Annotated in this window: 21 protein-coding genes; 8 read left to right on the top strand and 13 right to left on the bottom strand. The window is 40.1% G+C overall.

The features are described from left to right. Window positions 1-18 precede the first annotated feature (18 nt). On the top strand, window positions 19-897 hold the full coding sequence (locus PESP_RS17645) for a tetratricopeptide repeat protein (protein ID WP_089349339.1): 879 nt from the start codon (window positions 19-21) through the stop codon (window positions 895-897). A gap of 508 nt (window positions 898-1,405) precedes the next feature. Here the strand turns inward: PESP_RS17645 and PESP_RS17640 are convergent. From PESP_RS17640 to PESP_RS17620, 5 genes are all read right to left on the bottom strand, one after another. Further along, window positions 1,406-1,600, bottom strand: a complete 195-nt coding sequence (locus PESP_RS17640) for a hypothetical protein (RefSeq protein WP_089349338.1) — start codon at window positions 1,598-1,600, stop codon at window positions 1,406-1,408. A gap of 23 nt (window positions 1,601-1,623) precedes the next feature. Further along, window positions 1,624-1,944 carry a hypothetical protein gene (locus PESP_RS17635; RefSeq protein WP_089349337.1) on the bottom strand — a complete coding sequence of 107 codons (321 nt, stop codon included), beginning with the start codon at window positions 1,942-1,944 and terminating at the stop codon, window positions 1,624-1,626. A gap of 15 nt (window positions 1,945-1,959) precedes the next feature. Next, a complete protein-coding gene (locus PESP_RS17630; RefSeq protein ID WP_089349336.1) occupies window positions 1,960-2,709 on the bottom strand; it encodes a nuclear transport factor 2 family protein in 750 nt (249 codons plus the stop codon). Between the two features lie 191 nt (window positions 2,710-2,900). After that, a complete protein-coding gene (deoD, locus tag PESP_RS17625; protein WP_055018945.1) occupies window positions 2,901-3,602 on the bottom strand; it encodes a purine-nucleoside phosphorylase in 702 nt (233 codons plus the stop codon). Between the two features lie 15 nt (window positions 3,603-3,617). Then, the gene (locus PESP_RS17620; protein WP_089349335.1) at window positions 3,618-4,835 is read right to left on the bottom strand and encodes a phosphopentomutase; all 1,218 of its coding nucleotides are present in this window, start codon (window positions 4,833-4,835) and stop codon (window positions 3,618-3,620) included. A 194-nt stretch (window positions 4,836-5,029) separates the two neighbouring features. On the opposite strand from PESP_RS17620, the gene udk reads away from it, so the two are divergent. The 3 genes from udk (at window position 5,030) to PESP_RS17605 (ending at window position 8,053) form a co-directional block, all read left to right on the top strand. Further along, window positions 5,030-5,659, top strand: coding sequence for a uridine kinase (gene udk / locus PESP_RS17615; RefSeq protein ID WP_004587190.1), 630 nt, complete (start codon window positions 5,030-5,032; stop codon window positions 5,657-5,659). A 17-nt stretch (window positions 5,660-5,676) separates the two neighbouring features. Beyond that, window positions 5,677-6,900 (top strand): NupC/NupG family nucleoside CNT transporter, encoded by a 1,224-nt coding sequence (locus PESP_RS17610; RefSeq protein WP_089349334.1) that lies wholly within the window; start codon window positions 5,677-5,679, stop codon window positions 6,898-6,900. 439 nt (window positions 6,901-7,339) lie between these two features. Further along, window positions 7,340-8,053 carry a substrate-binding periplasmic protein gene (locus tag PESP_RS17605; RefSeq protein WP_089349333.1) on the top strand — a complete coding sequence of 238 codons (714 nt, stop codon included), beginning with the start codon at window positions 7,340-7,342 and terminating at the stop codon, window positions 8,051-8,053. Between the two features lie 15 nt (window positions 8,054-8,068). Here PESP_RS17605 and PESP_RS17600 read toward each other — a convergent pair whose 3' ends face one another. The 3 genes from PESP_RS17600 to PESP_RS17590 form a co-directional block, all read right to left on the bottom strand. Then, window positions 8,069-8,839 carry a substrate-binding periplasmic protein gene (locus tag PESP_RS17600; RefSeq protein ID WP_089349332.1) on the bottom strand — a complete coding sequence of 257 codons (771 nt, stop codon included), beginning with the start codon at window positions 8,837-8,839 and terminating at the stop codon, window positions 8,069-8,071. Window positions 8,840-8,944: 105 nt separating this feature from the next. Continuing rightward, window positions 8,945-9,154: a cold-shock protein gene (locus tag PESP_RS17595; protein WP_004587186.1), complete on the bottom strand. Its 210-nt coding sequence runs from the start codon at window positions 9,152-9,154 to the stop codon at window positions 8,945-8,947. 278 nt (window positions 9,155-9,432) lie between these two features. Beyond that, window positions 9,433-10,995: a sensor domain-containing diguanylate cyclase gene (locus PESP_RS17590; protein ID WP_425439922.1), complete on the bottom strand. Its 1,563-nt coding sequence runs from the start codon at window positions 10,993-10,995 to the stop codon at window positions 9,433-9,435. Window positions 10,996-11,246: 251 nt separating this feature from the next. Here PESP_RS17590 and PESP_RS17585 point away from each other — a divergent pair, with 251 nt between their 5' ends. The 3 genes from PESP_RS17585 (at window position 11,247) to PESP_RS17575 (ending at window position 15,983) form a co-directional block, all read left to right on the top strand. Beyond that, window positions 11,247-13,043 (top strand): glycoside hydrolase family 3 protein, encoded by a 1,797-nt coding sequence (locus PESP_RS17585; RefSeq protein WP_089349824.1) that lies wholly within the window; start codon window positions 11,247-11,249, stop codon window positions 13,041-13,043. A gap of 19 nt (window positions 13,044-13,062) precedes the next feature. Then, a complete protein-coding gene (locus tag PESP_RS17580; protein WP_089349331.1) occupies window positions 13,063-13,797 on the top strand; it encodes a 5-oxoprolinase subunit PxpA in 735 nt (244 codons plus the stop codon). Window positions 13,798-13,946: 149 nt separating this feature from the next. Then, the gene (locus PESP_RS17575; protein WP_089349330.1) at window positions 13,947-15,983 is read left to right on the top strand and encodes a S9 family peptidase; all 2,037 of its coding nucleotides are present in this window, start codon (window positions 13,947-13,949) and stop codon (window positions 15,981-15,983) included. 510 nt (window positions 15,984-16,493) lie between these two features. Here PESP_RS17575 and PESP_RS17570 read toward each other — a convergent pair. Further along, window positions 16,494-18,095, bottom strand: coding sequence for an isocitrate lyase (locus tag PESP_RS17570; RefSeq protein ID WP_089349329.1), 1,602 nt, complete (start codon window positions 18,093-18,095; stop codon window positions 16,494-16,496). A 233-nt stretch (window positions 18,096-18,328) separates the two neighbouring features. On the opposite strand from PESP_RS17570, the gene PESP_RS17565 reads away from it, so the two are divergent. Continuing rightward, window positions 18,329-20,500: a malate synthase G gene (locus tag PESP_RS17565; protein WP_089349328.1), complete on the top strand. Its 2,172-nt coding sequence runs from the start codon at window positions 18,329-18,331 to the stop codon at window positions 20,498-20,500. A 127-nt stretch (window positions 20,501-20,627) separates the two neighbouring features. On the opposite strand, the gene PESP_RS17560 is transcribed toward PESP_RS17565, so the two are convergent. From PESP_RS17560 to PESP_RS17545, 4 genes are all read right to left on the bottom strand, one after another. Then, a complete protein-coding gene (locus PESP_RS17560; RefSeq protein ID WP_089349327.1) occupies window positions 20,628-21,353 on the bottom strand; it encodes a YebC/PmpR family DNA-binding transcriptional regulator in 726 nt (241 codons plus the stop codon). Window positions 21,354-21,474: 121 nt separating this feature from the next. Beyond that, window positions 21,475-22,092, bottom strand: a complete 618-nt coding sequence (locus PESP_RS17555; RefSeq protein ID WP_089349326.1) for an HAD family hydrolase — start codon at window positions 22,090-22,092, stop codon at window positions 21,475-21,477. A gap of 257 nt (window positions 22,093-22,349) precedes the next feature. Continuing rightward, window positions 22,350-22,841, bottom strand: coding sequence for a DUF6702 family protein (locus PESP_RS17550; RefSeq protein WP_089349325.1), 492 nt, complete (start codon window positions 22,839-22,841; stop codon window positions 22,350-22,352). Further along, window positions 22,841-25,276, bottom strand: a complete 2,436-nt coding sequence (locus PESP_RS17545) for a M1 family metallopeptidase (RefSeq protein WP_089349324.1) — start codon at window positions 25,274-25,276, stop codon at window positions 22,841-22,843. Before PESP_RS17545 ends, PESP_RS17550 begins: the two co-directional genes overlap by 1 nt. Between the last annotated feature and the right edge of the window lie 26 nt (window positions 25,277-25,302).

Below are 25,302 nucleotides of genomic sequence, written 5' to 3'. Positions count from 1 at the left end.
AATTAACTAGGCGTATCAATGCGTTTTTACTTATCTATTCTTTTTGTTTGTTTTTTTGCGCTTATAAATACCGCAACTGCACAAGACTCTGTAGCTCCCTCTGAAAACGAGCAACAACAAGCTCTAGAGCAACTAAAAGAGCCCATGTATAAACCACTTTTAGAGCGTTATATTCTTGATGAACTAAAAGCAGTTCGCCAAGACCAGCAACAACTTCGTGAAGATGTTACTAAACAAGTAACACATGCCCAGCTAGATACAGCTGACCGTGCGCTAATTTACACAACCGACACAATTAACAATGTGTTTTTTATTATTACCGCCACCGCCTCTATTTTGGTTTTAGTTGGCTGGAACTCTTTACGCGATGTTAAAAATAAAGTAGAAGACATAGTAAATACCCGCGTAAGTGTGATCACTGACGAATACGAAGACCGCTTAAAAGTACTTGAAGAAAAACTACGCGTACGCTCAGAAGAAATTCTCAGTAACCAAGAACGTATATCGGTTACCAACGAAGTGCACTCGTTATGGATGCGTGCAAATCTCGAAAGTGATTTTGCAAATAAAATTGAAATATTTGACGAAATTTTAAAACGCAAACCAGAAGATGTAGAAGCCATTGCCTATAAAGCCGATGCATTGTTAGAACTTAACGAAACGGCAAAAGCCATTGAGCTTTGTAATCAGGCTATTGATATAGATAGCGACTATGGTTATGCCTACTGGCAACGTGCCTGTGCCTACGCACTTACATATAAACATGCCGATGCCCTAGCCGATATTAAAATGGCGCTAGATTACTCGCCAAACTTACGTAATGAGTTATTACACGAAAGCGCCTTTGCCAGCCTTCACGATAACGATAGCTTTAATACCATAGTAGCGGGTAGTTAATTTTAATTTACTCTTTCGGCGCAGCTACTGACGTTTAAAAGCAGCGCTTTTAACTCGGGATTAAGCGCCTTTACTAAAATCATGAGAAGCTACGCTTCTAACGTGAGCAAGCTCAACGTCAACAATCTAACATTAGCGCCGGAGCTAAACCTTACCTTGTAGACGCACAGCTTGCTGGCGTTTAAAAGCAACACTTTTACCTCGGGCTTAAGCTTAAACACCTTAGCTAAAACCATGAGAAGCTGCGCTTCTAACGTGAGCAAGCTCAACGTCTACAATCTTAACATTAGCGCAAGAGCTAAACCCTGCCTTGTAGACGCACAGCTTGCTGGCGTTTAAAAGCTGCGCTTTTACCTCAGGATTAAGCGCCTTTACTAAAACCATGAGAAGCTACGCTTCTAACGTGAGCAAGCTCAACGTCTACAATCTAGCATTAGAGCCGGAGCTAAACCTTACCCTGTAAACTCGCAGCTTGCTGGCGTTTAAAAGCAGCGCTTTTAGCTCAGGATTAAACACCTTTTTTACTAAAACAATGAGAAGCTGCGCTTCTAACGTGAGCAAGCTCAACGTCTACAATCTTAACATTAACGCAGGAGCTAAACCCTGCCTTGTAGACGCGCAGCTTGCTGGCGTTTAAAAGCAGCGCTTTTACCTCGGGATTAAACGCCTTTGCTAAAACCATGAGAAGCTCCGCTTCTAACATGAGCAAGCTCAACGCATACAATCTTAGCGTTTAAAGTATAAATCGATGGCTTTGGTGAGGAGTTCGTCGAGTTGCTCTTCGAAGGTATCTATATCTATTTCAAAATGATTTAAATACGCTTTGGCCTGCACACGTGAAAGGTTACGGCTTTTAACACTGTATTGGCGCTCGTCTTTTTGTTTATCAAAGCGTGGTAAAAACAAAAATTGGCCGTAATAAGGCGATTTAATATGCTTATTAGCGTAACGACAAAAGTCTTCTATGTGATCTGCGCCTTGCGGGCCTAAGCACCCAGGTTCAACACGGTACATTAAGCGAATTTTTTTGTCGTCAGGTAATTGCATAGTATGCCTTTCTTATTATCTGAAAAATAACACGCGGATTATTTTTCCATCTTTTATTTGGTAACTCGAAACAAGCTCTGAGCGTTTATCAACCACGTTTTCATCTGTTGAGCAGGTTTCTGACAGTTCATGATCTATTACTATGTCTCCGTGTACTATGCGCTTTATAGGCGAGCTATTAATACACTTTAACTTTTTAAACATTAATCCGTAACGGGCGATTAGTTTTTCTTTTCCTTTAAATAATAGCTCATTAGGGAAAATATAAAACTCTACATCTTCATCATACATACGCAGAAATTGCTCAATATTACGTGCATTATATGCTTCTACTAATTGCTCAACTACAGCTAAAGATTCGCGAGATTGCTTAGCCTTAGCTTGCTGCTTTGCGGTTAGTGCTTCTTTTGCTTGCGTAACTGCTTTTTCGGCTTCTGCGACAGCGGCGGCTTTTTCTACTTTATTTTTTGGTTTTTCTACTGGTTTGGGTGTTTCGTTACCCAATACTTTTGAATCGTCTGGTTTGGTGGTATCTATTATTGGCTTTTTAAGCTCAGGCTCTTTGTATTCGAGCGTATTGAGTTTTTCGTCACTTGCTTGTGTATTCGTATCGTTTTTAGTTTTAGTAGATTCAGCGGCCTTCTCTGAATTTGTCTGCTCCGCAGATTTTTGCTCAGCTTCAGTGTCTTGAGTTTGCTCTGCTGCATAGCTAATAAGAGCTGCAGTGGTAATAAGCGTGGCAAAAATAATAGATAACGATTTCATAACTTTCCTAATATGAACATATAACGCTGTTAATGCTGCAACATAACAAATTTTAGGGTTTTTAGGTAGTTTTTACATTTTTGTAAAGCATAAAAAAAGCCGCATAAAATGCGGCTTTGGGGGTTTAGTCTCACTTCACTTTGGGCGTGTCTCCAAAATAAGTGAATACGTTACCAAGGAACTGTTATTGCTTAGATAGACTCTAATGCAATTTTAACCATTTCGTTAAACGTGCTTTGACGCTCATCGGCTGGTGTTGCTTCGCCAGTGATCACGTGATCGCTCACAGTGAATAATGCCATTGCATTGGCACCGTATTCAGCGGCAACGCCATATAAACCAGCAGTTTCCATATCTACCGCTAGTACACCTAGTTTGTCTAAGTCTTTGTAGAATGTGTCATCTGCTTGGTAAAAAGTATCTGTTGTAAATACGTTACCCACTTTTGCTTTAATACCTAATTCTTTAGCAGCATTTACGCCGTTTAAAAGTAGGTCAAAATTAGCAATAGCAGAAAAGTCATAACCACGTACACGTGCACGGTTTACGTTTGAATCTGTGCTAGCACCTTGTGCAAAGATTACGTCACGAATTTTAATGTCAGTACCAATACCACCACAGGTACCAATACGAATAATATTTTTAACGCCAAAGCTAACAATTAACTCACGCGCATAAATAGACATAGAAGGTATGCCCATGCCCGAACCCATAATACTTACAGGCTTGCCTTTATACGTGCCAGTAAAGCCGTACATATTACGTACGCCAGTTACTTGTACTGCGTCATCTAAAAAGTTTTCAGCAATGTATTGTGCACGAAGCGGATCGCCTGGCATTAATACTGTTTCGGCGAAGTCACCAACGTTTGCACTAATATGCGGAGTACTCATTAATTGTTTTCCTTTTTATTTAGGCGCGTTTAGCTTATTTATAAAGCCGTCACCGTATTCAAGTGCAGGTAAGTTAAACCACTGGGCTAGGGTTTGACCGATATCTGCAAAGCTATTGCGCTCGCCAAGCGGGGTATTTTGCATGCCCGGTTGATAAGCTATAACTGGTACGTATTCACGGGTGTGCTCAGAACCTGGAAAAGTTGGGTCACAGCCATGATCTGCAGTGATCATTAATACATCATCTGCATTTAATTGGTTTAGTATAGTAGGTAAATAATCGTCAAATTCTTTTAATGCTTTTGCATACCCTACCGGATTACGGCGATGGCCAAATTTTTCGTCAAAATCGACTAAGTTTGTAAAAATTAAGCTGTTATCTGGCGCACTTGCTAGTACTTCGCTGCTTTTTTCAAGCAGGTTCATAAGCCCTGGGGCTTTATGCTTTTGCGTAATACCTTGATGCGCATAAATATCGGCAATTTTACCAATGCTTATTACTTCACCGCCATGTTTTGATAGCACATCTAATAATGTAGGTGCTGGCGGTAGTACAGAATAATCACGGCGGTTACCCGTACGTGCAAAGTCTGCATTGCTTGTGCCTAAAAATGGTCTTGCGATTACGCGACCAATATTCAGTTTATCAAGTAATTCGCGGGCAATTTCACAAATTTCGTAAAGTCGCTCTAAGCCAAATGACTCTTCGTGAGCAGCAATTTGAAATACGCTATCTGCAGAGGTATAACAAATTGGCTTACCTGATTTTACGTGTTCTTCACCAAGTTGCTCTAAAATAGTGGTACCTGATGCATGGCAATTGCCTAAAATCCCAGGAATACCAGTACGAGTTATAAATTCATCTACAAATTCTTGAGGAAAACTCGGCTGTGTTTTAGGGAAATAACCCCAATCGAATAACACAGGTACGCCTGCCATTTCCCAGTGGCCAGATGGCGTATCTTTACCGCTCGAAAGCTCTTTAGCATAACCCCATGCACCTTGAGATGCTTGACGTTCAGAAACTAAACATGTTTCACCGCCAGCGGCTTCGCAAGCGTCTATTAAACCTAATTTAGATAAATTAGGAAGTGACAACGCATTACCTGTTTCATCGTGATATGCTTTTAATAAGTGGGCGAGTGTATTAGCTCCAACATCCCCAAATTTATCTGCATCGGGTGCTGCGCCTATACCTAGGCTATCTGCCATTAAGATGATTGCTCTTGCCATGTTAACCTCACTTTGCTTCTAGGTGGTTACTTTATCTGCTGATCGAATTTTCCGTACAGGACATAAGTCCTGTTTCATAAAAGCTAAACATTATAAATTTGAGTTCTTAAGCAAAGCAAAAGAGATTAATCGTGTCTTTTTTGCTATTGTGATCAACCAAACAACATTTCCTATCTGTGTGGGTGAGAACTTTAGTGACACGAACTATTATAGCTATTGCTGGCGCGTCGGCGTCGGGCAAATCTCTTTTTAGCCAAACTATTTATAATGAGTTGGTTAATGAGCTTGAACCAGGCGCTATCGCCATTATTGAAGAAGATGCTTATTACAAGGATCAGTCGCATTTGCCTATGGAACACCGTACGCAAACGAACTACGACCATCCGGATGCATTTGAACATGAGTTAATGCTTGAACATTTAACTCAACTTCGTAGTGGTAACTCTGTCGAAGTACCTACTTATGATTATGCACAACACACACGAAGCGATGAAACTCGTCGCGTTGCTGCAGCAAAAATTTTAATAGTAGAAGGTATTTTATTATTAAGTGATAAAGCACTTAATAAAGAATTTGATATTAAGGTGTTTATAGATACACCCCTTGATATTTGCTTAATGCGTCGTATGCAACGAGACATGGAAAAAAGAGGCAGAACATTACAATCTGTTGTTGAGCAATATCAAGCGACTGTTAGACCGATGTTTTATCAATTTATTGAGCCTTCAAAGCATAACGCTGATTTAGTTGTGACTCGAGGCGGAATGAACCGTGTTGCGATTGATATTATTAAAAGTAAAATTAAGTATTTACTACAAGAATAATAACGGGAAACATCTGTATGACAACATTTATGAGCTTAGTAGGCATGTTTGTACTACTAAGTATTGCTTTTGCGGCATCGACTAATCGCAAAGCAATAAACTTACGCACCGTTGCTATCGCATTTATTATGCAAGTGGTTATTGGTGGGTTTGTACTGTTTTTTGAAGCCGGAAAAAATGTGTTAGCAAGTATGTCTAGTGCCGTATCATCGGTGATTAGCTTTGCAAATGACGGGATTGGGTTTTTATTTGGCCCACTAGCCTCGCAAGATACATTAGGTTTTATTTTTGCTATCCAGGTTTTACCTGTCATTGTGTTTTTCTCGGCACTGGTTGCCGTGCTTTATCACATTGGCATAATGGATTGGATAATTAAGATTTTGGGCGGTGGTTTACAAAAACTGTTAAAAACCTCTCGTACAGAATCGCTTTCAGCAACGGCAAACATTTTTGTTGGCCAAACTGAAGCACCCTTAATTGTTAAGCCATTTATTGCAACTATGACCAAGTCAGAATTGTTTGCAGTAATGGTAGGTGGCTTAGCCACTGTAGCAGGCTCTGTAATGGCTGGTTACGTAATTATTGGTGTAGAACTTAAGTATTTAATTGCAGCAAGCTTTATGGCCGCTCCTGGCGGGTTTTTGATGGCAAAAATGATTGTGCCAGAAACAGAAACACCTAAAGATACACTTGCAGATTTAGACAACGACGAAGACAAACCAGTTAATGTAATAGATGCAGCAGCATCTGGCGCAGCTAACGGTATGCATTTAGCGCTAAATGTGGGCGCAATGCTACTCGCTTTCGTGGCTTTAATTGCATTATTAAATGGTTTATTAGGCGGAATTGGTGGTTGGTTTGATTACCCTAATTTAACGCTACAAGAAATTTTAGGTTATGTATTTGCACCTGTTGCATGGTTACTCGGTGTACCGTGGGATGAAGCAATCATAGCTGGTAGTTTTATTGGTCAAAAGTTAGTAGTAAATGAGTTTGTTGCTTACTTAGACTTTATAAATTATCGCGATACGTTAAGTGCGCACACACAAGCAATTGTAACATTTGCGTTATGTGGGTTTGCTAATCTATCGTCGATAGCAATTTTACTAGGTGGATTAGGCGGTATGGCGCCTAGTCGGCGAAAGGATATCGCACGCTTAGGGCTCAGAGCAGTGTTAGCAGGATCTATGGCTAACCTTATGAGCGCAGCAATTGCTGGGTTTTTCCTCTCGCTAGCTTAGAAACTTATTGAGATGAACACCGGTGTTGCAAAACAAGAAGATAGTACTTTAAGGGGTTAAAGCACTATCTGACTTGAACGATACTTCACCAAGGGCCGCAAGGCCCTTTTATCGTTTTAGGGCTTTTAAAACTTACTTTGGTTATATAAGCTCAAGCCTATCTACTTCTCTCAACTAATTGTTTATCCAAATACCCGTAATAAATAAAGTTTTCCTTATAAAACCCTTTAATTATTGGTAAATTTACAATCTTAGACCACACTTAATAATAATTTTTTGCTGTAACGCTGCCGCTTCTTTTGCACAACAATGGCGAGAGTTTTGCTTTTAAGCTATTAGCCACAGAACTAACAAAAATATAAATATTTTCATGTTTTTATATTTGATGGCTAGCTGAGCGTAACATTCGTTATTAAACACTATGAGATGAACTTAATTAATGCGTGTAATTATATCTTTATTGCTGTTTTTTTCTTTTTTTAGCTTTGCCTCATCTAAGCAAATTCTAGTCGTTACAGAGCTTTCACCACCGCATCAAACCCTAGTTAATGGAGAGGTCTCTGGCTCTGGTACTGCGTTTATACGTGATGTTTTTAGAGCTGCTAACTTATCGCCCGACATTCATATGTACCCATGGGCGCGTGCGTATAAAGTAGCAACAACCGTTAATAACACGTTTATATACAGCCTTGCCAGAACCCCAGAACGAGAAGCTAATTTTCACTGGATTGGTGGCCCCATTGGCCATTTCGAACTTGGGTTTATTAGCTTAAGTAGCCGCTCAGACATAAACATTTCAACAACTGATGATGCAAAAAAATATAAAATTGCAATGCAGCGCAACGATTTTGCAACTGACACATTAGCAAAAATAGGCTTTGAGGTGGTGCTCACGTCTGACATAAAAAAATCATATGCGCTATTGTTAGCAAATAAAGTCGACTTAATTGTAGATGATGAAAATTTCATGGTTAAAATGGTAGAGTACTTAGGCTATAACAAAAACCATTTGAGCTTTCTTTATAAAGTTGATGAATTAACCATTGATGCGTATTTAGCGGCCAATATAAATACTGAGCTAAAATACGTTAAAGCACTTAACAAAGCCTATTTTGAAGTTGTAAAAACAACGCCCCTACCCTATAAAAATTAGACCTGTTTAGCTCAGTTAGTTTTCATAGGGACTCATAAAACGCGCCAGCCCGTGTTCCTGTACAAGCTTGTTATAAGCAATTTCAAAGCGCTTAGTAATCTCTAAAGGCACCTGTTTATTAAACGCTAAATAGTTATCTCTTAGTGAGGGCGGTACAGGCAGCTCATACAGTTGTTCAACATTGTTTAGCGATAAACCATATGCCTTAAGTTGGTTGTTAACGACTTGCTCCGACCCCATTATTAAATCTAACCTGCTTTTTATAAATAACTCAATGTACTCTTGTTCATGAGCCACTATTAAGAGGTTTTTGTCGCGCTCAAAGCCTGCCTTTTCAGCAAGCGTGCCGTATATATCTCCTCTAACAATACCTAAAGTATAACTTTTAAGCTCACTCAAACTAGCGCCCTGTACTTTATTATTAGTGGCCAACTTATAAAAGTAAGTTTCTCCCGAAACTAATGGCCCAAGCCAATTGAATACACTTACCCGGTTTTCATGTTTAGCTACAGAAAAGATTGCAGAGTGGGGATCTAAAGACACAGACTTCATAGCACGCGCAAAGGGCTGTACTTTAAATGTGCACTCTACATTTGCGTCAATGCATAACGTATTTACGATATCAAAGTTTACACCCGTCAAATCGCCTTTATCGTTTAAAAAGTTATACGGTGCAAAATGATCAGTATATATGGTTAGCTTAAAGTTATTTGCCAATACAGGTTGTACGCAAAATATAAAAAGAAGTGAGAATAAGCCTTTAAAAATAATAACACCGTAAAACATAATAAATCGTTATAAAAGAATAGGTGTTTAGGTAGGACAGTCAAATTTTAGACATAAAAAAAGCGCCTTAAGCGCTTTTTTTTATTTTTACTTTAAAAGTAAAAATTATAACGGAGTGATGTTATCCGCTTGAGGACCTTTTTGACCTTGTGAAAGAGTGAACTCTACACGTTGGCCTTCAGCTAAAGTTTTGAAACCTTCGCTTTTGATTGCTGAGAAATGTGCGAAAACATCTGGGCCGTTTTCTTGCTCGATGAAACCAAAACCTTTAGACTCGTTGAACCACTTAACTGTACCTGATACGATGTTAGACATTGTAATATCCTGATATAAAAATAAAAAATATGCTCATAAGAGCGGGTGTAGCAAAAAATGAGATGGTACTTAAAAACTTCAGGACGGTACTACAAGTATTACTTATACAACAACGAAATAAAGATTTATAAACTATCATGCTTTCTTTCTAGCTGCGGCCCACTATATAGAGTTAACTATATATGTCAAGCCTTTATAATTTTAAGCCCATAAATACTTGCTTTAAAATTATAAAACCAAACACTTAAATTAATACTTATTTAAGCCCAACTCCTTAATTAATCAGCAATACAGCAACGGTTACGGCCATGGTTTTTAGCATAATACAGTGCTTTATCGGCACTTTTATATACTTGCTCTATATCTTCACTATGATGCGGCCACGTAGCAATCCCAATAGACACCGTTATAAAACCCGCTGTTTGCATTTGTGTATCGGCAACCGTATTTCTTAGTCTTTGTGCAATATGAAACGCGCTTTTGCTATCCTCATTAGGCAAAATAAGAATAAACTCCTCGCCACCGGTGCGCGCTACAATATCGCCTTTACGACATAAACTTTTAATAATATTAGTTAGCGACTTTAATACTTCATCACCAATATCGTGGCCAAAAGTATCGTTTACGCGCTTAAAAAAATCAATATCTATTTCTAATATGGCAAATGGCGTTTGCTCACCTATTAAGCAGTCAACAATACTATCTAAACTTCGTCGATTATGTGCCCCCGTTAAAGGGTCTGTTTGCGCATCATGGCGCAGCTGCCCTATCTGACTTTGCAATAACGACACCCCTTTTAACATTGCCGTTTTAAGTTGATGACTTTCAAAATACCACGACTTTACATTTTTAAGTTTTTCTAAACTTTTAGGTGTATCAAGTGTATTTGCGTTATCCGCTAATCGCTTTAGTGGTCTTGCAATAAAGTGAGCAAATAATCCAATAAAAATAAATGTAACTAACGCCATGGGAATTGTTCTTTTAATCACTTCAACAGTTAATGTATCTAACGAAGATAAGGTCGACTTTAAAGGTCTCTGCGCCACTATCCCCCAGCCAGACAATGTAACGGGGGCATACCCTGCAAGCATAGGTTTATTTTTGCTATTGGTGACCTGCAACACTCCTTTTTCGCCACTTAGCACGGCATCTATAACTGCATTGTTAGTAACAACTGAGCCAATCCTATTCGGTTCTGGGTGATAAAGAATTCGCTTATCTGAACTCACAACATAAAGATAAGAGCCGCCTTCATAGTAGTGCTGCTCAAGTAGCGCATTAAGAATGTTTTTTTCTTTTAAATATAAGGAGCCACCAATGTAGCCTAAATAATTCCCTTGTGAGTCAAAAAGTGGATGCGATATAAAAACAATTAAATTCCCCGCCGCCGACATATAAGGGTGGCTTACTAATGGGCGTTTTTCTTTTAATGCTTCTAATGCGCCAGGTGAATTAATAGGTTTGCCTATAATTTTTTCAAAGCGTGGTGATGTTGCCGCTATTATTCCATCAATATTAATAACCACAGAATTAAAGCTATTTGTTTGATGGTTTAATCTAATCGCTTCGTTATTTAGCTGCTTTATATCATCTGTAGCTTGCTCAATCACTTTAGCGGAGTAAGCAAGCTGCTGAAGGGCTGATTCTAAAAAGTTATCAGTTGTAGAAGCTAGCTTTTGTGCATAGGCCAAATTACTTTTAAGCGTAAAAGCGGTAAGCTGCTCTTTTTGAACTTGATAAGTAGAGTAAAAGCTACCTATTAGTGTGCTTGTTGCTGCAGAAAAAGCGAGCAGCAAAATAAGCAGCCTTAAATTTAAAGCCGGTAATAATTTTTTAAACAAAACTCTTCCAAAACCAATTCATAACTACACACAAAAGTGTACGCAAAGCGTTCAATTATAACTCCATGCTGAACATTAAACCATTAAATATACTGTTTTAATATGCCCCCTGCCTTAATCGCTACAGTCGCTTTGCAGTTGCGCCTAAAAGTAGATAAGCTGCGTGTACTTATCTATTTTATTTAGCTTTGGAGAGTATTTTGCTAAATAAGTACGTTGTATCAACTATTGTTTTTTTATCTGGGTGCTTAATGCCATTACAATCTTCTTTTGCTAAACCCACACTGTCTCTTGAACAACAGATAGGACAAAAGCTAATTCTCGATTTGCGCTATTTTTGCCAACAAGGCACCGCTAAGCAATGCAGAACACCGGTTACTTCATTACCTGATGAACTAGCAGCAGCCATTACAAAGCATAATATTGGCGGCGTTATTTTATTTTCAGAAAATACCCAATCAATTGAGCAAACCATAAATTTAAATAGTCAGCTGCAACAAGCGGCTAGTAAATCAAGTAGCAAATTACCGCTGTTTATTTCAATCGATCAAGAAGGCGGACGCGTTGCCAGATTACCGCGCGATATTGCCACATCATTTACAGGTAACATGTCTATTGGTGCTACATATAAAAAGCATGGCACTAAATACGCAACGCAAACAGCAACGGTTATAGCAAAAGAGCTTAAATCGTTAGGTATTAATGTTAACTACGCTCCCACAGTAGATGTAAACATGAACCCCGATAACCCGGTAATCAATGTACGCTCATTTGGTGAAAACCCGGCTTTGGTTAGCAAGCTTGGCGCAGCCCAAGTTGCAGGGTACGAAAACAATGGGGTAATAACGTCGTTAAAGCATTTCCCTGGCCACGGTGATACCAACGTAGATAGCCATACAGGCTTGCCACAAGTTAACCATTCTAAAGAAGAAATTTACCAGCAAGATCTCGCCCCATTTAAACATATTATTGCTACACAAAACCCTGGGATGATTATGACGGCGCATATTCAATACCCACAGCTCGATAGCAGTACTTTTGTAAGTGTTGACGGCAAAAGTATGATTAAACCTGCCACTATGTCGCGCACTATCATTACTGATATTTTACGAGGCGAATTAAATTACCAAGGCGTAGTCGTTACCGACGCACTCGATATGGCTGGCATTAGCCATTTTTTCACTCCTACCCAAGCGGTAATTAATACTTTTTCAGCCGGTGTAGATTTAGCCCTAATGCCAATAGAAATAAGAACACCGGATAATTTAGCCACCCTAGATAAACTAATAGAAGAGCTAGTTACAGCGGTAAACACAAAGCAGCTAAACAAAACCGAAATTGCGCAATCGGCGATGCGTATTACTTCTCTCAAAAATACATTTAAGTTAACCACCAACTTTGATGCATTTAATGCACTGGTTGATGCAAAGCAAATTATAGGCTCGCAAGCTCACCGAAAAATAGAAGCCGAGCTTGCCGTAAATGCTATAACCGAGGTTAAAAATAATAATGCTGCTTTACCACTCAAACTAACAAAAGGTCAGCATGTACATATAATTATGCCCGATACGCGAAAATGTATGGCTATGCAACAAGCACTTGAAGCGGCAAGTTCAGCATCGCTTAGCTTTAGCTGCAGTAGCTTGCAAGGGTATAAACCTACCGATGCACAACACTTTATAAAACAGGCCGATGTAATCATTGCCGGCAACGCAACCCCTAATCAGAGCGCGGTAGAAATAGGCGGTATGGATGATTTAAAAGACGATCCTAATTTTTCACTTAACAGCGCACAACAACCTAAAGCATTGGCATCATTGCTTAGTTATGCTCAGTCGCAAAACAAAAAAACGGTGTTTATAAGCTTACGTGCCCCCTACGACATCGCACAGTTTGGCAACAGTGCAGATGCAGTTCTTGCCTCTTATGCGTATAATATCGATACAGATAAAAACAATATAGTTGCTGGCCCTGCTTTTACAGCGCTTGCTAATGTATTATTAGGTAGCACCAGTGCAAACGGTGAGTTACCGGTAACCATAAAATAATAATAACAAGGGTTTTAAAATGAAACTTAATTGCGATTTAGGCGAAAGCTTTGGCGCATGGACAATGGGATTAGACACTGAGGTAATGCCTCATATTGATATGGCAAATATTGCCTGTGGGTTCCATGGTGGAGACCCTGATGTAATAGCCGATACCCTATTTTTGGCTAAGCAACACAATGTACAAATTGGTGCGCATCCAAGTTACCCCGATCAGCAAGGCTTTGGTAGGCGCTCCATGTCACTTAGCGCACAAGAACTGACTAATTGCCTTCATTATCAGATAGCAGCACTAGAAGGCATGGCTAAAGTACAAGGCTTAACCTTAAGCTATGTTAAGCCACACGGCGCTTTGTATAACGACATGATGAAAAACGATCACATTCTACAAACTGTTATTACCGCCATCGCACACTACCCTTCCCCATTAAAACTAATGATTTTAGCCACTAAAGAGTCCGCCAAGCATACTTTTGCAGCCAATAGCTTAGGTGTAGAACTTATTTTAGAAGCCTTTGCCGACAGGCAATACACAGATGAAGGTCACTTAGTGTCTCGCCATCTTGATGGCAGCGTGCACAATAAAGCAGCTCTTATGGCACAAGTAAAACAGCTACTAAAAGATGGCTGTGTAACTACCCGCTCCGGGAAAAAACTCAACTTAGATGCAAATAGTTTATGTGTACACGGTGATAACGCCGATGGCATTGCGCTTATAAAAGACATTAAGTCACTTTGTAACTCTGCTGAATAATTAGCTGGTCAAAATTATAAGCTGTAAAGGCCCTTTACAGCTTTAACTCATAGAGTTAAATAAGAGCTTCATCGCATCCTTCTTTTAATCCCTGTTTAGCTAACATATAACTACTTATAGAGTAACTAAAAATACAACAGGGAACATTAATGAAAAAGTTATTTGCACTGAGTTTAAGCAGTAGTTTAGCGTTAGGCTGCAGCCAGTTAGCTTACGCAAGCACTGACACACTCCAACTTCAAGATGTATTTAATTTAGAATACGCAAATCAGATAGATATTACTGACGACGGTAAAACGGTTTATTTTGTACGTAATCGTATGGATATAAAAACCGACCGCAAAGTGAGTAATATATGGTCTGTTGATTACAAAACTAAGCAACTGCAGCCACTTACCTCCGGCGTGCACATGGATTACTCACCGGTGCTTTCACCAGATGGCCAACGCCTTGCTTTTATTTCTAATCGCGATGGTAGCAGCCAAATATATATGAAATGGCTTAAAACCGGTGCGGTTGCCAAAATAAGTAATCTAACTGCAAGCCCTCGAGCCATTACGTGGAGCCCTAATTCTAACCAGCTTATTTTTAGCATGTTTGTACCAAGTAGCAGTGCACCACCCATTAATTTACCTGGCAAGCCAAAAGGCGCTTCATGGGCAGAGCCTGCTAAATTTATAGATGATGTTTATTACCGAGCCGATGGCGGTGGTTACACACAAAAAGGCTTTAGCCAACTATTTGTAATTGATGCAAATGGCGGTAATGCAAAGCAGCTCACTGATGATGAATTTGATAATGCAGGTGAGGTAAGTTTTAGTAAAGATGGTAAATCACTTTATTTTTCAGCTAATAGACACGCTCAAAATCAGTTAAAACCTACCAATAGCGAAGTGTATAAACTTAACTTAAACACTCTAGCTATTGAGCCAGTAACCGTTAGAAATGGCCCAGACCAACAACCTAAAGTATCTCCCGATGGCCGTTATTTAGCCTACACAGGCTATGACGATAAGCGTACCAATTACGAAAATACCCAACTTTATATTCGCGATTTAAAGTCTGGTAAAACAACAAGCCTTACGCCTAACTTTGATAGAAGTGTTGGCCAAATAAAGTGGAGTGCTAATTCTAAAGGCGTTTATTTTAGCTATGCAGATGAAGGTCAAACAGCCCTTGCCTATCAGCCTCGCAGTGGCAAGCGTAAAGTGATCACTGAGCAAATCGGTAGTGTTGCTTTTGGTCGCCCTTATTCTGGAGGAGATTTTGATGTGAGCGAGGATGGCGAAATTGCCTTTACGCTTAGTGATACACAACGCCCAGCCGATATAGCCACCATTAAGCGCGGAAAAGCGCAACGCCTAACCACACTCAATGCCGATGCACTTGATGACAAACAACTGGCGAAAGTAGAAGAAATTTGGCTTAAATCAAGCCACGACCAACTCCCTATTCAAGGCTGGATTGCATACCCACCAGGGTTTGATAAATCAAAAAAATACCCACTGGTACTCGAAATTCACGGCGGCCCTGTTGCTAACTATGGGCCACATTTCAGTGCAGAGGTTCAGTTATTTGCCGCCAAAGGCAATGTGGTTTTATACATGAACCCGCGCGGTAGTGATTCATACGGCAAAAAATTTGCCCAAACAATTCATCATAATTACCCAAGTAATGATTACGATGACTTAATGACAGGCGTTGATGCATTAATAGCGAAAGGCTTTATTGACGAATCAAAATTATTTGTAACCGGTGGCTCTGGCGGTGGTGTACTAACAGCGTGGATTGTAGGTCATACTGATAGGTTTGCTGCAGCCGTAGTTGCTAAACCTGTTATTAATTGGCTCAGCTTTGTACTAACTGCCGACTTCTATCCATTCTTCGCTGATTACTGGTTTCCGGGTAAACCATGGGATCATATTGAGCACTACATGAAGCGTTCACCTATTAGCTATGTAGGTAATGTAACAACGCCAACCATGCTTTTAACGGGTGAATCAGATTACCGAACTCCTATCTCAGAAACAGAGCAATTTTACCAAGCGTTAAAACTTCAAGGGGTTGATACCGCTATGGTACGCATTCCAAATGCGTCGCATGGAATTACAGCGCGCCCTTCTAACTTAATGACCAAAGTGGCCTACATTCAATGGTGGTTTGATAAACACACCAATAAAAAATAACTACTGAGTTTAATTTATACAATAGCCACACTTTTGTGGCTATTTTTTTGCTATAAACCCACAACTGTAAACCCCCTTTACAGTTTATGTATTTATACATATCGGACTTAGCTATTTTTCAGTTAGTAAAATTTCGGTTTATTGCAGTTTTTACGGCATGAGTTAGTAAAAAATCGGTTTGAGTCACTGTTTATAAGCACTCAGTTAGTAAAAAATTGCTTTATATCGGCGCTTAGTTAGTAAAAATTCGGTTTATTATTTTGTAATAACCGCCATAAAATATAAAAAACGGCCTATTTGGCTAAATATTTACCGTGTTTTAGCCCTTTTAAAGTCAAAATAAGCCATCAAAGCGCTTTAATTCAACAGCTAGTTAAACACTGATCTAAAAATCATAAGGCTAGTTAAACGCTGATCTAAAAACATAATAGCTAGTTAAAACGTGATCTCATAAATAATCAGGCAATAAAAAAGGGCCTTACGGCCCTTGAGTAACACTATATAGCGTGGTTAAAACTGGTTCATGGTGTTGTCTTCACCGCCGGCTTTAAGGGCGTTATCACCAGAGAAGTACTCTTTATGTGTATCACCAATATTAGAGCCTGCTAAGTCTTGGTGCTTAACCGAGGCTTGTTCGCGGCGAATTTCTTGGCGTTGTACATCGCGTACATAAGCAAGCATGCCCATGTCACCAAAGTACCCTTCTGATAAAATATCGGTGCTCAGTGCAGCCGTATGGTACGTAGGCAAAGTAATTAAATGATGGAAAATACCCGCTTCACGTGCGCCATCGCGTTGGAAGTTTTGAACCAATACATCCGCTTCAGCAGCAAGCTCTGTTGCATCCATTTCTGGCGCCATAAAGCCTTTGTTATCACCAAGACTTGGGTAAGCGCTCAAATCGCGACCCGCTTCTTGCCACTCTTGGTACACTTGTTCGCGGAACTTAAGTGTCCAGTTAAATGATGGCGAATTGTTATAAACAAGCTTAGCATCAGGTACTTGCTCTTTAACGCGGTTTACCAGCTCTGCAATTTGTTTAACATGTGGTTTTTCGGTTTCAATCCACAGTAAATCTGCACCCGATTGTAAGCTTGTTACACAATCAAGCACTACGCGGTCTTTTTCTGTACCTTCGCGGAACTGGTAAAGGCCATTTTCAAGGCGAGTTGGTTTACAAAGCTCACCATTAATTTTCATTGCTGTATCGCCTTCATTTAAATCATCTACGCCATTAATAGGTGTAGTCTCTAAAAAGGCATTATATTGGCTAGCTAAATCACCAGGAGTTTGAGACACCGGTACTTTTTGCGTAAGGCTTGCACCTAGTGAGTCGGTACGCGCTACTATTACACCGTTATCTATACCAAGTTCTAAAAATGCGTAACGTACAGCATTAATTTTTGCTAAAAAGTCTTCGTGCGGCACGGTTACTTTACCTGCTTGGTGGCCACACTGCTTAGCGTCAGACACTTGGTTTTCTATTTGAATGGCACATGCACCCGCTTCAATCATTTTTTTAGCAAGTAAGTAAGTGGCTTCTTCGTTACCAAAACCTGCATCAATATCGGCAATAATTGGCACAACATGAGTTTCAAAGTTATCGATTTTATCAAGCACTGCTTGTACGTCGCCACCGTTTGCCTTTGCTTCGTCAAGGTCATTAAACAAGTGGTCTAACTCACGCGCATCGGCCTGTTTTAAAAAGGTATAAATTTCTTCAATAAGTGCAGGCACTGATGTTTTTTCGTGCATGCTTTGATCAGGTAGAGGGCCAAACGCAGAACGCAGTGCTGCAACCATCCAACCACTTAAATATACATAACTACGCTTAGTTGTTTTTTGATGGCGCTTAATAGCCATCATCATTTGTTGCGCAGTAAAACCATGCCAGCACCCTAAAGATTGTGTGTATTGGCTTGTGTCTTTATCGTATGCGGCCATATCTTCACGCATTACATCGGCAGTGTATTGTGCAATTTCAATCCCAGTACGAAAGCGGTTTTGTAAACGCATGCGGCTTGCATATTCAGGGTTAATGGCTTTCCATGCATTACCTTGAGATTGACAAAGCGTTGCTAGAGTATCGGTTTCACGTGTATATGTTGTCATAATAAAATCCTTCGAACGGGTCTATAAATTATTCAATTATTGTGAGAGTGGCTAGGAGTGTGTGCTCCGTATCGCTTAATTCAACATTAGGCTTATTTTTTAGATTTAGTAAATTTATAGTTTTTATTACGGCTATATATTTTGTGAATGGTTAAAAAGCACGCAAGTAACGACTTTTGCGTTATTGTTGCTCTAACGCACAACAACATCGCGACCGTTTAAGGAAGGTAAATATGGCACACACTCTCACACACTCAGGGCTAAGCGTAGACACACAGTTAGCTAACTTCGTTAAAACACAGCTACTGCCTGGCACGCAATTATCGGAGCAACAGTTTTGGCAAAGCTTTGCACACATAGTACAAACGCTAACACCGCAAAATAAGGCACTGTTAGCTAAGCGAGAGCAGCTACAACAACAAATTGATGAATACCATCAAGCTAATAAAACGTGGGACAGCGCTAAATACCAAGCGTTTTTGCAGCAAATAGGCTACCTAGTACCCGAACCTGCTCACTTTAATATAGAAACCGAAAATGTAGAGCCCGAAGTAGCCCTTACTGCTGGTCCACAGCTTGTAGTACCGGTAAGTAATGCACGCTTTGCACTTAATGCAGCTAATGCGCGCTGGGGTTCATTGTATGATGCACTATACGGCACCGACGTACTTAGCGAAGACGATGGCGCAGAAAAAGGCACCACCTATAACCCGGTACGCGGCTTTAAAGTCATGGCGTATGCACGTCAATTTTTAGATAAAGCGCTGCCTCTTGAAAATGGCTCACACATAGAAAGCACTAACTACTCAATTGTAGAAGGCGCACTATCTATCACCCTCAGAGATAGCTCGCACACCACGCTTAAAAACCCTGAACAACTTATTGGCTACCAAGGTGAAGCGCAAAACCCAAGTGCTATTTTATTAAAAAATAATGGTTTACACGTAGAGCTACAAATAGATCACCACCACCCTATTGGCCAAGCCGACAAAGCCGGATTAAAAGATGTAGCATTAGAAGCCGCCCTCACTACCATAATGGATTGTGAAGACTCAGTAGCCGCAGTAGATGCCCAAGACAAAGTACAGGTATACCAAAATTGGCTAGGTTTAATGCAAGGTAACTTGGTTGAATCGTTCAAAAAAGGTGATAAAACCATAGAGCGCGCATTACAAAATGACAGACACTACACTGCGCTTAACGGCAGTAATGTTACGCTAAAAGGCCGCAGTATGATGTTTGTACGTAACGTAGGGCACTTAATGACCAACCCCGCCATTACCGATATTTACGGCCAGCCAGTATTTGAAGGAATTATGGATGCAATGTTCACAGCAACCGCTGCCCTACACGATTTAAATAAACAAACGGGTATTAAAAACACCAGCGCGCAAAGCATTAATATCGTTAAACCTAAAATGCATGGCCCAGAAGAAGTCGCCTTTACTAACACATTATTTAGCATGGTAGAGCAAGCACTTAACCTGCCTAAAAACACCCTTAAAATGGGTATTATGGATGAAGAGCGCCGCACATCGGTTAATTTAAAAGCCTGTATACACGCAGCTAAAGAGCGTGTTGTATTTATTAATACCGGCTTTTTAGACAGAACCGGTGATGAAATTCATACTTCTATGCACGCAGGTGTTGTACTGCCTAAAGCCGCTATTAAAGCGCAGCCTTGGATCAAAGCTTACGAAGACCGTAACGTAGATACAGGCCTTGCATGTGGCTTATCTCAAAAGGCACAAATAGGTAAAGGTATGTGGCCAATGCCAGATAAAATGGCATTAATGATGGAGCAAAAACTTGCCCATCCACAATCTGGCGCTAATACTGCGTGGGTGCCCTCCCCTACAGCAGCTACATTGCATGCCATGCACTACCACGATGTAAACGTATTTGCAGAGCAAAAAAGCATTGAACAGCGCGAAATAGCCAGCCTAACTGACCTACTCACTCCGCCATTAATGGCAGAGCCTGAGTCTCTTACAAAAGAAGATATTCAAAGTGAGCTTGAAAACAACGCGCAAGGTATTTTAGGTTATGTTGTACGCTGGATAGATCAAGGCATTGGCTGCTCTAAAGTGCCCGACATTAACCATATAGGCTTAATGGAAGACAGAGCAACACTGCGTATTTCAAGCCAGCATATGGCTAATTGGTTACATCACGGGGTATGTACACAAGCACAAATTGAGTCAGTTATGGCTAAAATGGCAAAAGTGGTTGATGGCCAAAATGAGCACGACGCCGCCTACCAACCAATGGCAAATAACGAGCAATCACTTAAAACAAGCATTGCTTATCAAGCGGCTTTAGCCCTTGTTTTAGAAGGAGCTAACCAGCCTAGCGGCTACACCGAACCGCTACTTCATAGCTACCGCTTAAAATATAAAGCGTAGCACCATAACCTAGCTGAATAGCTAACATTTATTTAACACTAAAAAAGCGCGTTTTGCCCACACAAAACGCGCTTTTTGTTTTATTAAGCGGCAAAATAGCTCAAATTCGCCTAATTAAAGCTACCTATTAGTTTTTTACAATCGCATTGTGATAAACATTTTGTACGTCATCACAATCTTCAAGCATGCTAATAAACTTATCAAAGTTGGCAATTACTTCTTCATCTTCAATTTCTACATGCACTTGCGGCACAAACGTAATTTCGTCAACTTCAAAGTTAATGCCTTCAAAGTTTTCTTCTAGGGCTGTTTTAGCTTTAAAGTATTCAGTGTGTGGTGCAAATACCGACACTTTACCGTTTTCTACTTCAACATCGGTTACATCAACATCTGCCATCATTAAGGCTTCAAGTACCACTTCGTCGTCATCACCGGCAAAGCCAAGTACAGCAAAATGATCAAACATGTGCGCAACACAACCCGGAGTACCAATTTTTGACTCTGTTTTAGTAAACGGCAAACGCACATCTTTAATAGTACGGTTTGGGTTATCTGTTAAACAATCAACAATCACCATACAGTTACCCGGGCCATAACCTTCGTAACGTGCAGTTGCGTAATCTTCCCCTGCTCCACCGGCTGCTTTTTCAATTGCTTTTTCTATTACGTGCGCAGGCACTTGGTCTTTTTTTGCTTTTTCAATTAGGCGACGCAGCGATTGGTTTACATCAGGATCTGGTTCGCCATTTTTAGCGGCAACGTAAATTTCTTTACCGTACTTTGAGTTAACTTTAGTTTTAGCGTTGGCTGTTTTAGCCATCGAGCTCTTACGGACTTCAAATGCTCTGCCCATCTTGTGCCTCTAATCAATACGTTAATTTTGCCAATATTTTACCAATTCAAACCCTATTGGGCTAGTTATGAAATTTAAATTAAACCAGGATTATCACACAAAAATTAAAGCAGAGGCTTATTTAACATAACTCAACTTTTTGTGAGTAACTTTCAACTAAAGTCACTAATTCAACAAAATCACGTAAAACATAGTCTGCTTGGTCGGCATAAATAGGAGTAGCCTCGGGGGCATATAAACAGGCGCGCATTTTTGCATTGTGCGCAGCTTGTATATCGTATAAAAAATCGCCCACGTATAGTAAGTTGCTTGGGCTAATATTCCAAAGTGTCGAAATAGCATTTAAAGCACTTGGATCTGGTTTTGCTGGCGCATCACTCCGGGTTAAAACCGTTTCGATGGGAAGGGGATTATTTTGAAGCTTAATTGCAGCCGCTTTATCAAAATTGCGGGTCACAATCGCCATAGGAATATTTTTAACTTTTAGTGCGTTAACAGCTTCTGTAACGCCCGGTAATATAGTGGCAAACTGCGCATCTTGCAGTTCGTGTTGATGCACTATATTCATTGCCTCTTCGCGCATATAAGGCGAAGGAAGCTGTGCAATATAATCAAGTAGGTCTTGCTCACATGGGCAACCTATTTGTGCTTTTATAAGGGAAAAGTCCAACTCCGACGATACCAAAGTACCATCTAAATCAAATATAACTCCCTGAATAGCCTCTACTTGCGCTTTCATATCATTCCTTGAATGGGGTAAAAATCAATACAACATGTATACACATAATGACTCTACTTCATGAGAATAATTTAGCAAATTTTTATCAAACAAATTATTAGAAAAGCACTTACTCATCTAAAATTCAGCCTAATAAACACCAACTGATTACTAAAATTCTACGAACAGCTATTAATAACAGATCAAATATGAACACAACATAAACAAGTGAAGAATATGCGCACGTTAAACACTGTGCGCATATGTTGGGGAAGTGATTATTGCTCAAATTTGGCTTCGAGCCATGTATCGTTTTGAGTAAAATGTAAGGTTTTAACTTTACCTTTACCCTCAACGTTTACCATATTTACTTGCGAAGGCCATAAGTCACGCAGTGCGCCGTTACTCATTTTTATACCTTCAATCCCTTTAGGGATCGGTGCTTCTTGGTACACCCAAAAAAACTTACCATCAATTTGCGCACCCACAGAGCTAAGCGTTAGCGGCTTGCCATTAAGCGTTTGCAAAGCAACATGCGACTCAACATAGTCAACAAATCGCTGCTGGTCTGCTTTATTGCTAATAATGTCGGCTTTACCGTTAAATAAATGTGCTACTGCATGCTCGGTATCGTGTAAATAAAACCGATGCATGAGCTCTATATTGCTTGTACGTTTATTAAAAAGCACCGTGGTAACAGATGACTTTAGTTGATGCGCCATACTCGGCGCAGCAACTAAAAGGCAAACAATAATAAGCAAAAAGCGCATTATTGTTGCTCCTCACCGTCTTTTTCTTCGTCGGTTTTAAGCTTAGTTTTAATGTCTTGCATAATATCGCGACTCACTTTAGCTTTGCTCTTTTCCTTTTTAAACACTTCTATACGTGAAGGAATAATACGACGAGGGTAGTTGTTGTTTTCAACATCTACATCGGCTGTTTCCCAGCGCGGGTCAACAGTTACCGATACAAGCGGCTTGTTTTTATCTGTAACAATTAACTTTTGAACATTTTTATGATTACGACGCCAAATTTCAGCCGGAATGTAACGTTCTTCCGTTGTGCCATCTTCATAGGTAAGTTCAAGCAATATAGGCATTACTAAGCCACCTAAATTAGAAAACTCCATTACATAGTAATTTTTGTCTTCTTCAAGGGCACGCTCAAGCGTTTTACGCTCCCACGGCTCTAACCCTTTAATAAACTTGTTGTACTTGTTACGTTCTTTATTGGTAACAGTAAAACGGTCGTTTTCGTCGTAAAAGTCGGTAATGTCTGGGTTTTGCTCAACCCAGGTTTTTTTACCTTCTTCGCGGTTACGCTTAACAAATAGCGACGTTGGTTTATCAGCTTCAATATCGCGTAAACGTTTAAAGTCAATGTCTGGGTTTTTAGTATCTAAACGCAGTTGATACACTTTATCTAAAGCAATATCTACATGGTCTGTAGAGTAAAACCAGCCACGCCAAAACCAATCTAAATCAACACCAGAGGCTTCTTCCATGGTACGGAAAAAGTCAGCCGGAGTAGGGCGCTTGTATTTCCAACGCTGCGCGTACTCTTTAAACGCAAAATCAAATAAATCACGGCCTAAAATCACTTCACGTAAAATATTAAGTGCAGCTGCTGGCTTGGTATAAGCATTAGGACCTAAACGTAATACGCTGTCTGACTGTGTCATTACAGGTACTTGGTTTTCTGATTTCATGTAGCTAACAATATCGCGCGGCTCAACACCCCAAGGAATTGTCGGATCCCATTCACGCCCAGCAACACCATCTAAAAAGCTATTTAAACCTTCATCCATCCACGTCCATTGGCGCTCATCTGAGTTTACAATCATAGGAAAGTAAATATGACCAACCTCATGAATAACCACGCCAATTAAAAAGCGTTTTTCGGCTTGCGAATAAGTACGAGTGCCATCATCTTGCAGCTCAGTACGCGGGCCGTTAAAGGTAATCATTGGGTATTCCATACCACCTACAGGGCCGTTTACTGACTGTGCAACTGGGTATGGGTAATCAAATGAGTATTTAGAGTACACTTCCATAGTGTGCACTACAGATTCAGTTGAGTACTTTTTCCATAAATCGCCACCTTCTTTAGGGAAGAAAGACATAGCCATAACAAGTGGTTGCTCGTCACCGCCTTGCTGATACCCTTTTGCATCCCACATAAATTTACGAGACGACGCCCAAGCAAAGTCACGTACATTTTCGGCTTTAAAATGCCATGTTTTAGTTTTATCGGTGCCTTCTTTTTCGTTTTCTAGCGCTTCTTCTTCAGTCACGATAAATACAGGGCGTTTTGCAGTTTCGGCTTTTTCAAGGCGATTACGCTGTGTGCGAGTAAGTACCTTACTTGCGTTATCAAGCTTACCTGTAGCCGATACAATGTGATCCGCAGGTACGGTAATTTCTACGTCGTAGTCACCAAATTCAAGCGTAAATTCACCACGGCCTAAAAATGGCTTGTTAGTCCATGCTTCGTAATCGGTATAAGCAGCTAAACGCGGAAACCACTGCGCTAGTAAAAATATATCGTTGCCATCTTCTTCAAAGTGCTCATAACCAGAACGAGCGCCAACAGCGTCTTCTTCAACAATATTAAAAGCAAAGTTCATACTAAACTCTACTTCTTTACCCGGCTTTAATGGCTCATTTAAATCAATACGCATTAAAGTATCAACAACAGTTACACGCAGCTCATCACCATTGTCGTCTTTTACATTGCTAATCGTGTAGCCAAGCTCGTTGTCGCTCATAAATTGCTGACGACGAAGCTCGCCTAAACTCAACTTAGCTGGCTTTTGTGCAGGTAAGCTATTTAGCGTGCTTTTAAACGTTTTAGTTGTTTCAGCAATAGAGTCGCTTTTAAAAATATTTTGATCTAACTGTAACCATAAATATTTAAGCGTATGAGGTGAGTTATTTTTATATTCAATACTTTGGCTTGCGGTTAAACGACGCTTTTTTTCGTCTAGCTTTACATCAATGTCGTAATTAACGCGTTGTTGCCAATAGTTTTCGCCAGGCTCGCCTGCGGCACTTCTATAAACGTTAGGCGTTGGTAACGCTTCATCTAATTGACGAAACTTATCAACAAATGAGCCTTTAGTTTGCTCAACGGATGACGCTAATACAGTGCTCGACATTGCCAATGGCAATACAAAAGCACTCAGCGTAAGAACTGTTTTTTTCATTATGAGTCCTAATGGGATTTTGTGAG

This window comes from Pseudoalteromonas espejiana DSM 9414, from assembly GCF_002221525.1.
GTDB classification, from domain to species: Bacteria; Pseudomonadota; Gammaproteobacteria; order Enterobacterales; family Alteromonadaceae; genus Pseudoalteromonas; species Pseudoalteromonas espejiana.
This window is presented reverse-complemented; position numbering and strand designations above follow the sequence as displayed.

What these genes read in the sequence shown, in the direction of transcription:
- PESP_RS17575 (WP_089349330.1), top strand. Translation starts at nt 13,947, where the DNA reads ATGAAAAAGTTATTTGCACTGAGTTTAAGCAGTAGTTTAGCGTTAGGC.
- PESP_RS17565 (WP_089349328.1), top strand. Translation starts at nt 18,329, where the DNA reads ATGGCACACACTCTCACACACTCAGGGCTAAGCGTAGACACACAGTTA.
- PESP_RS17580 (WP_089349331.1), top strand. Translation starts at nt 13,063, where the DNA reads ATGAAACTTAATTGCGATTTAGGCGAAAGCTTTGGCGCATGGACAATG.
- PESP_RS17550 (WP_089349325.1), bottom strand. Translation starts at nt 22,841, where the DNA reads ATGCGCTTTTTGCTTATTATTGTTTGCCTTTTAGTTGCTGCGCCGAGT.
- PESP_RS17560 (WP_089349327.1), bottom strand. Translation starts at nt 21,353, where the DNA reads ATGGGCAGAGCATTTGAAGTCCGTAAGAGCTCGATGGCTAAAACAGCC.
- PESP_RS17585 (WP_089349824.1), top strand. Translation starts at nt 11,247, where the DNA reads ATGCCATTACAATCTTCTTTTGCTAAACCCACACTGTCTCTTGAACAA.
- PESP_RS17595 (WP_004587186.1), bottom strand. Translation starts at nt 9,154, where the DNA reads ATGTCTAACATCGTATCAGGTACAGTTAAGTGGTTCAACGAGTCTAAA.
- PESP_RS17640 (WP_089349338.1), bottom strand. Translation starts at nt 1,600, where the DNA reads ATGTTAGAAGCGGAGCTTCTCATGGTTTTAGCAAAGGCGTTTAATCCC.
- PESP_RS17645 (WP_089349339.1), top strand. Translation starts at nt 19, where the DNA reads ATGCGTTTTTACTTATCTATTCTTTTTGTTTGTTTTTTTGCGCTTATA.
- PESP_RS17605 (WP_089349333.1), top strand. Translation starts at nt 7,340, where the DNA reads ATGCGTGTAATTATATCTTTATTGCTGTTTTTTTCTTTTTTTAGCTTT.
- PESP_RS17610 (WP_089349334.1), top strand. Translation starts at nt 5,677, where the DNA reads ATGACAACATTTATGAGCTTAGTAGGCATGTTTGTACTACTAAGTATT.
- PESP_RS17630 (WP_089349336.1), bottom strand. Translation starts at nt 2,709, where the DNA reads ATGAAATCGTTATCTATTATTTTTGCCACGCTTATTACCACTGCAGCT.
- PESP_RS17555 (WP_089349326.1), bottom strand. Translation starts at nt 22,092, where the DNA reads ATGAAAGCGCAAGTAGAGGCTATTCAGGGAGTTATATTTGATTTAGAT.
- PESP_RS17545 (WP_089349324.1), bottom strand. Translation starts at nt 25,276, where the DNA reads ATGAAAAAAACAGTTCTTACGCTGAGTGCTTTTGTATTGCCATTGGCA.
- PESP_RS17635 (WP_089349337.1), bottom strand. Translation starts at nt 1,944, where the DNA reads ATGCAATTACCTGACGACAAAAAAATTCGCTTAATGTACCGTGTTGAA.
- PESP_RS17570 (WP_089349329.1), bottom strand. Translation starts at nt 18,095, where the DNA reads ATGACAACATATACACGTGAAACCGATACTCTAGCAACGCTTTGTCAA.
- PESP_RS17600 (WP_089349332.1), bottom strand. Translation starts at nt 8,839, where the DNA reads ATGTTTTACGGTGTTATTATTTTTAAAGGCTTATTCTCACTTCTTTTT.
- PESP_RS17620 (WP_089349335.1), bottom strand. Translation starts at nt 4,835, where the DNA reads ATGGCAAGAGCAATCATCTTAATGGCAGATAGCCTAGGTATAGGCGCA.
- deoD (WP_055018945.1), bottom strand. Translation starts at nt 3,602, where the DNA reads ATGAGTACTCCGCATATTAGTGCAAACGTTGGTGACTTCGCCGAAACA.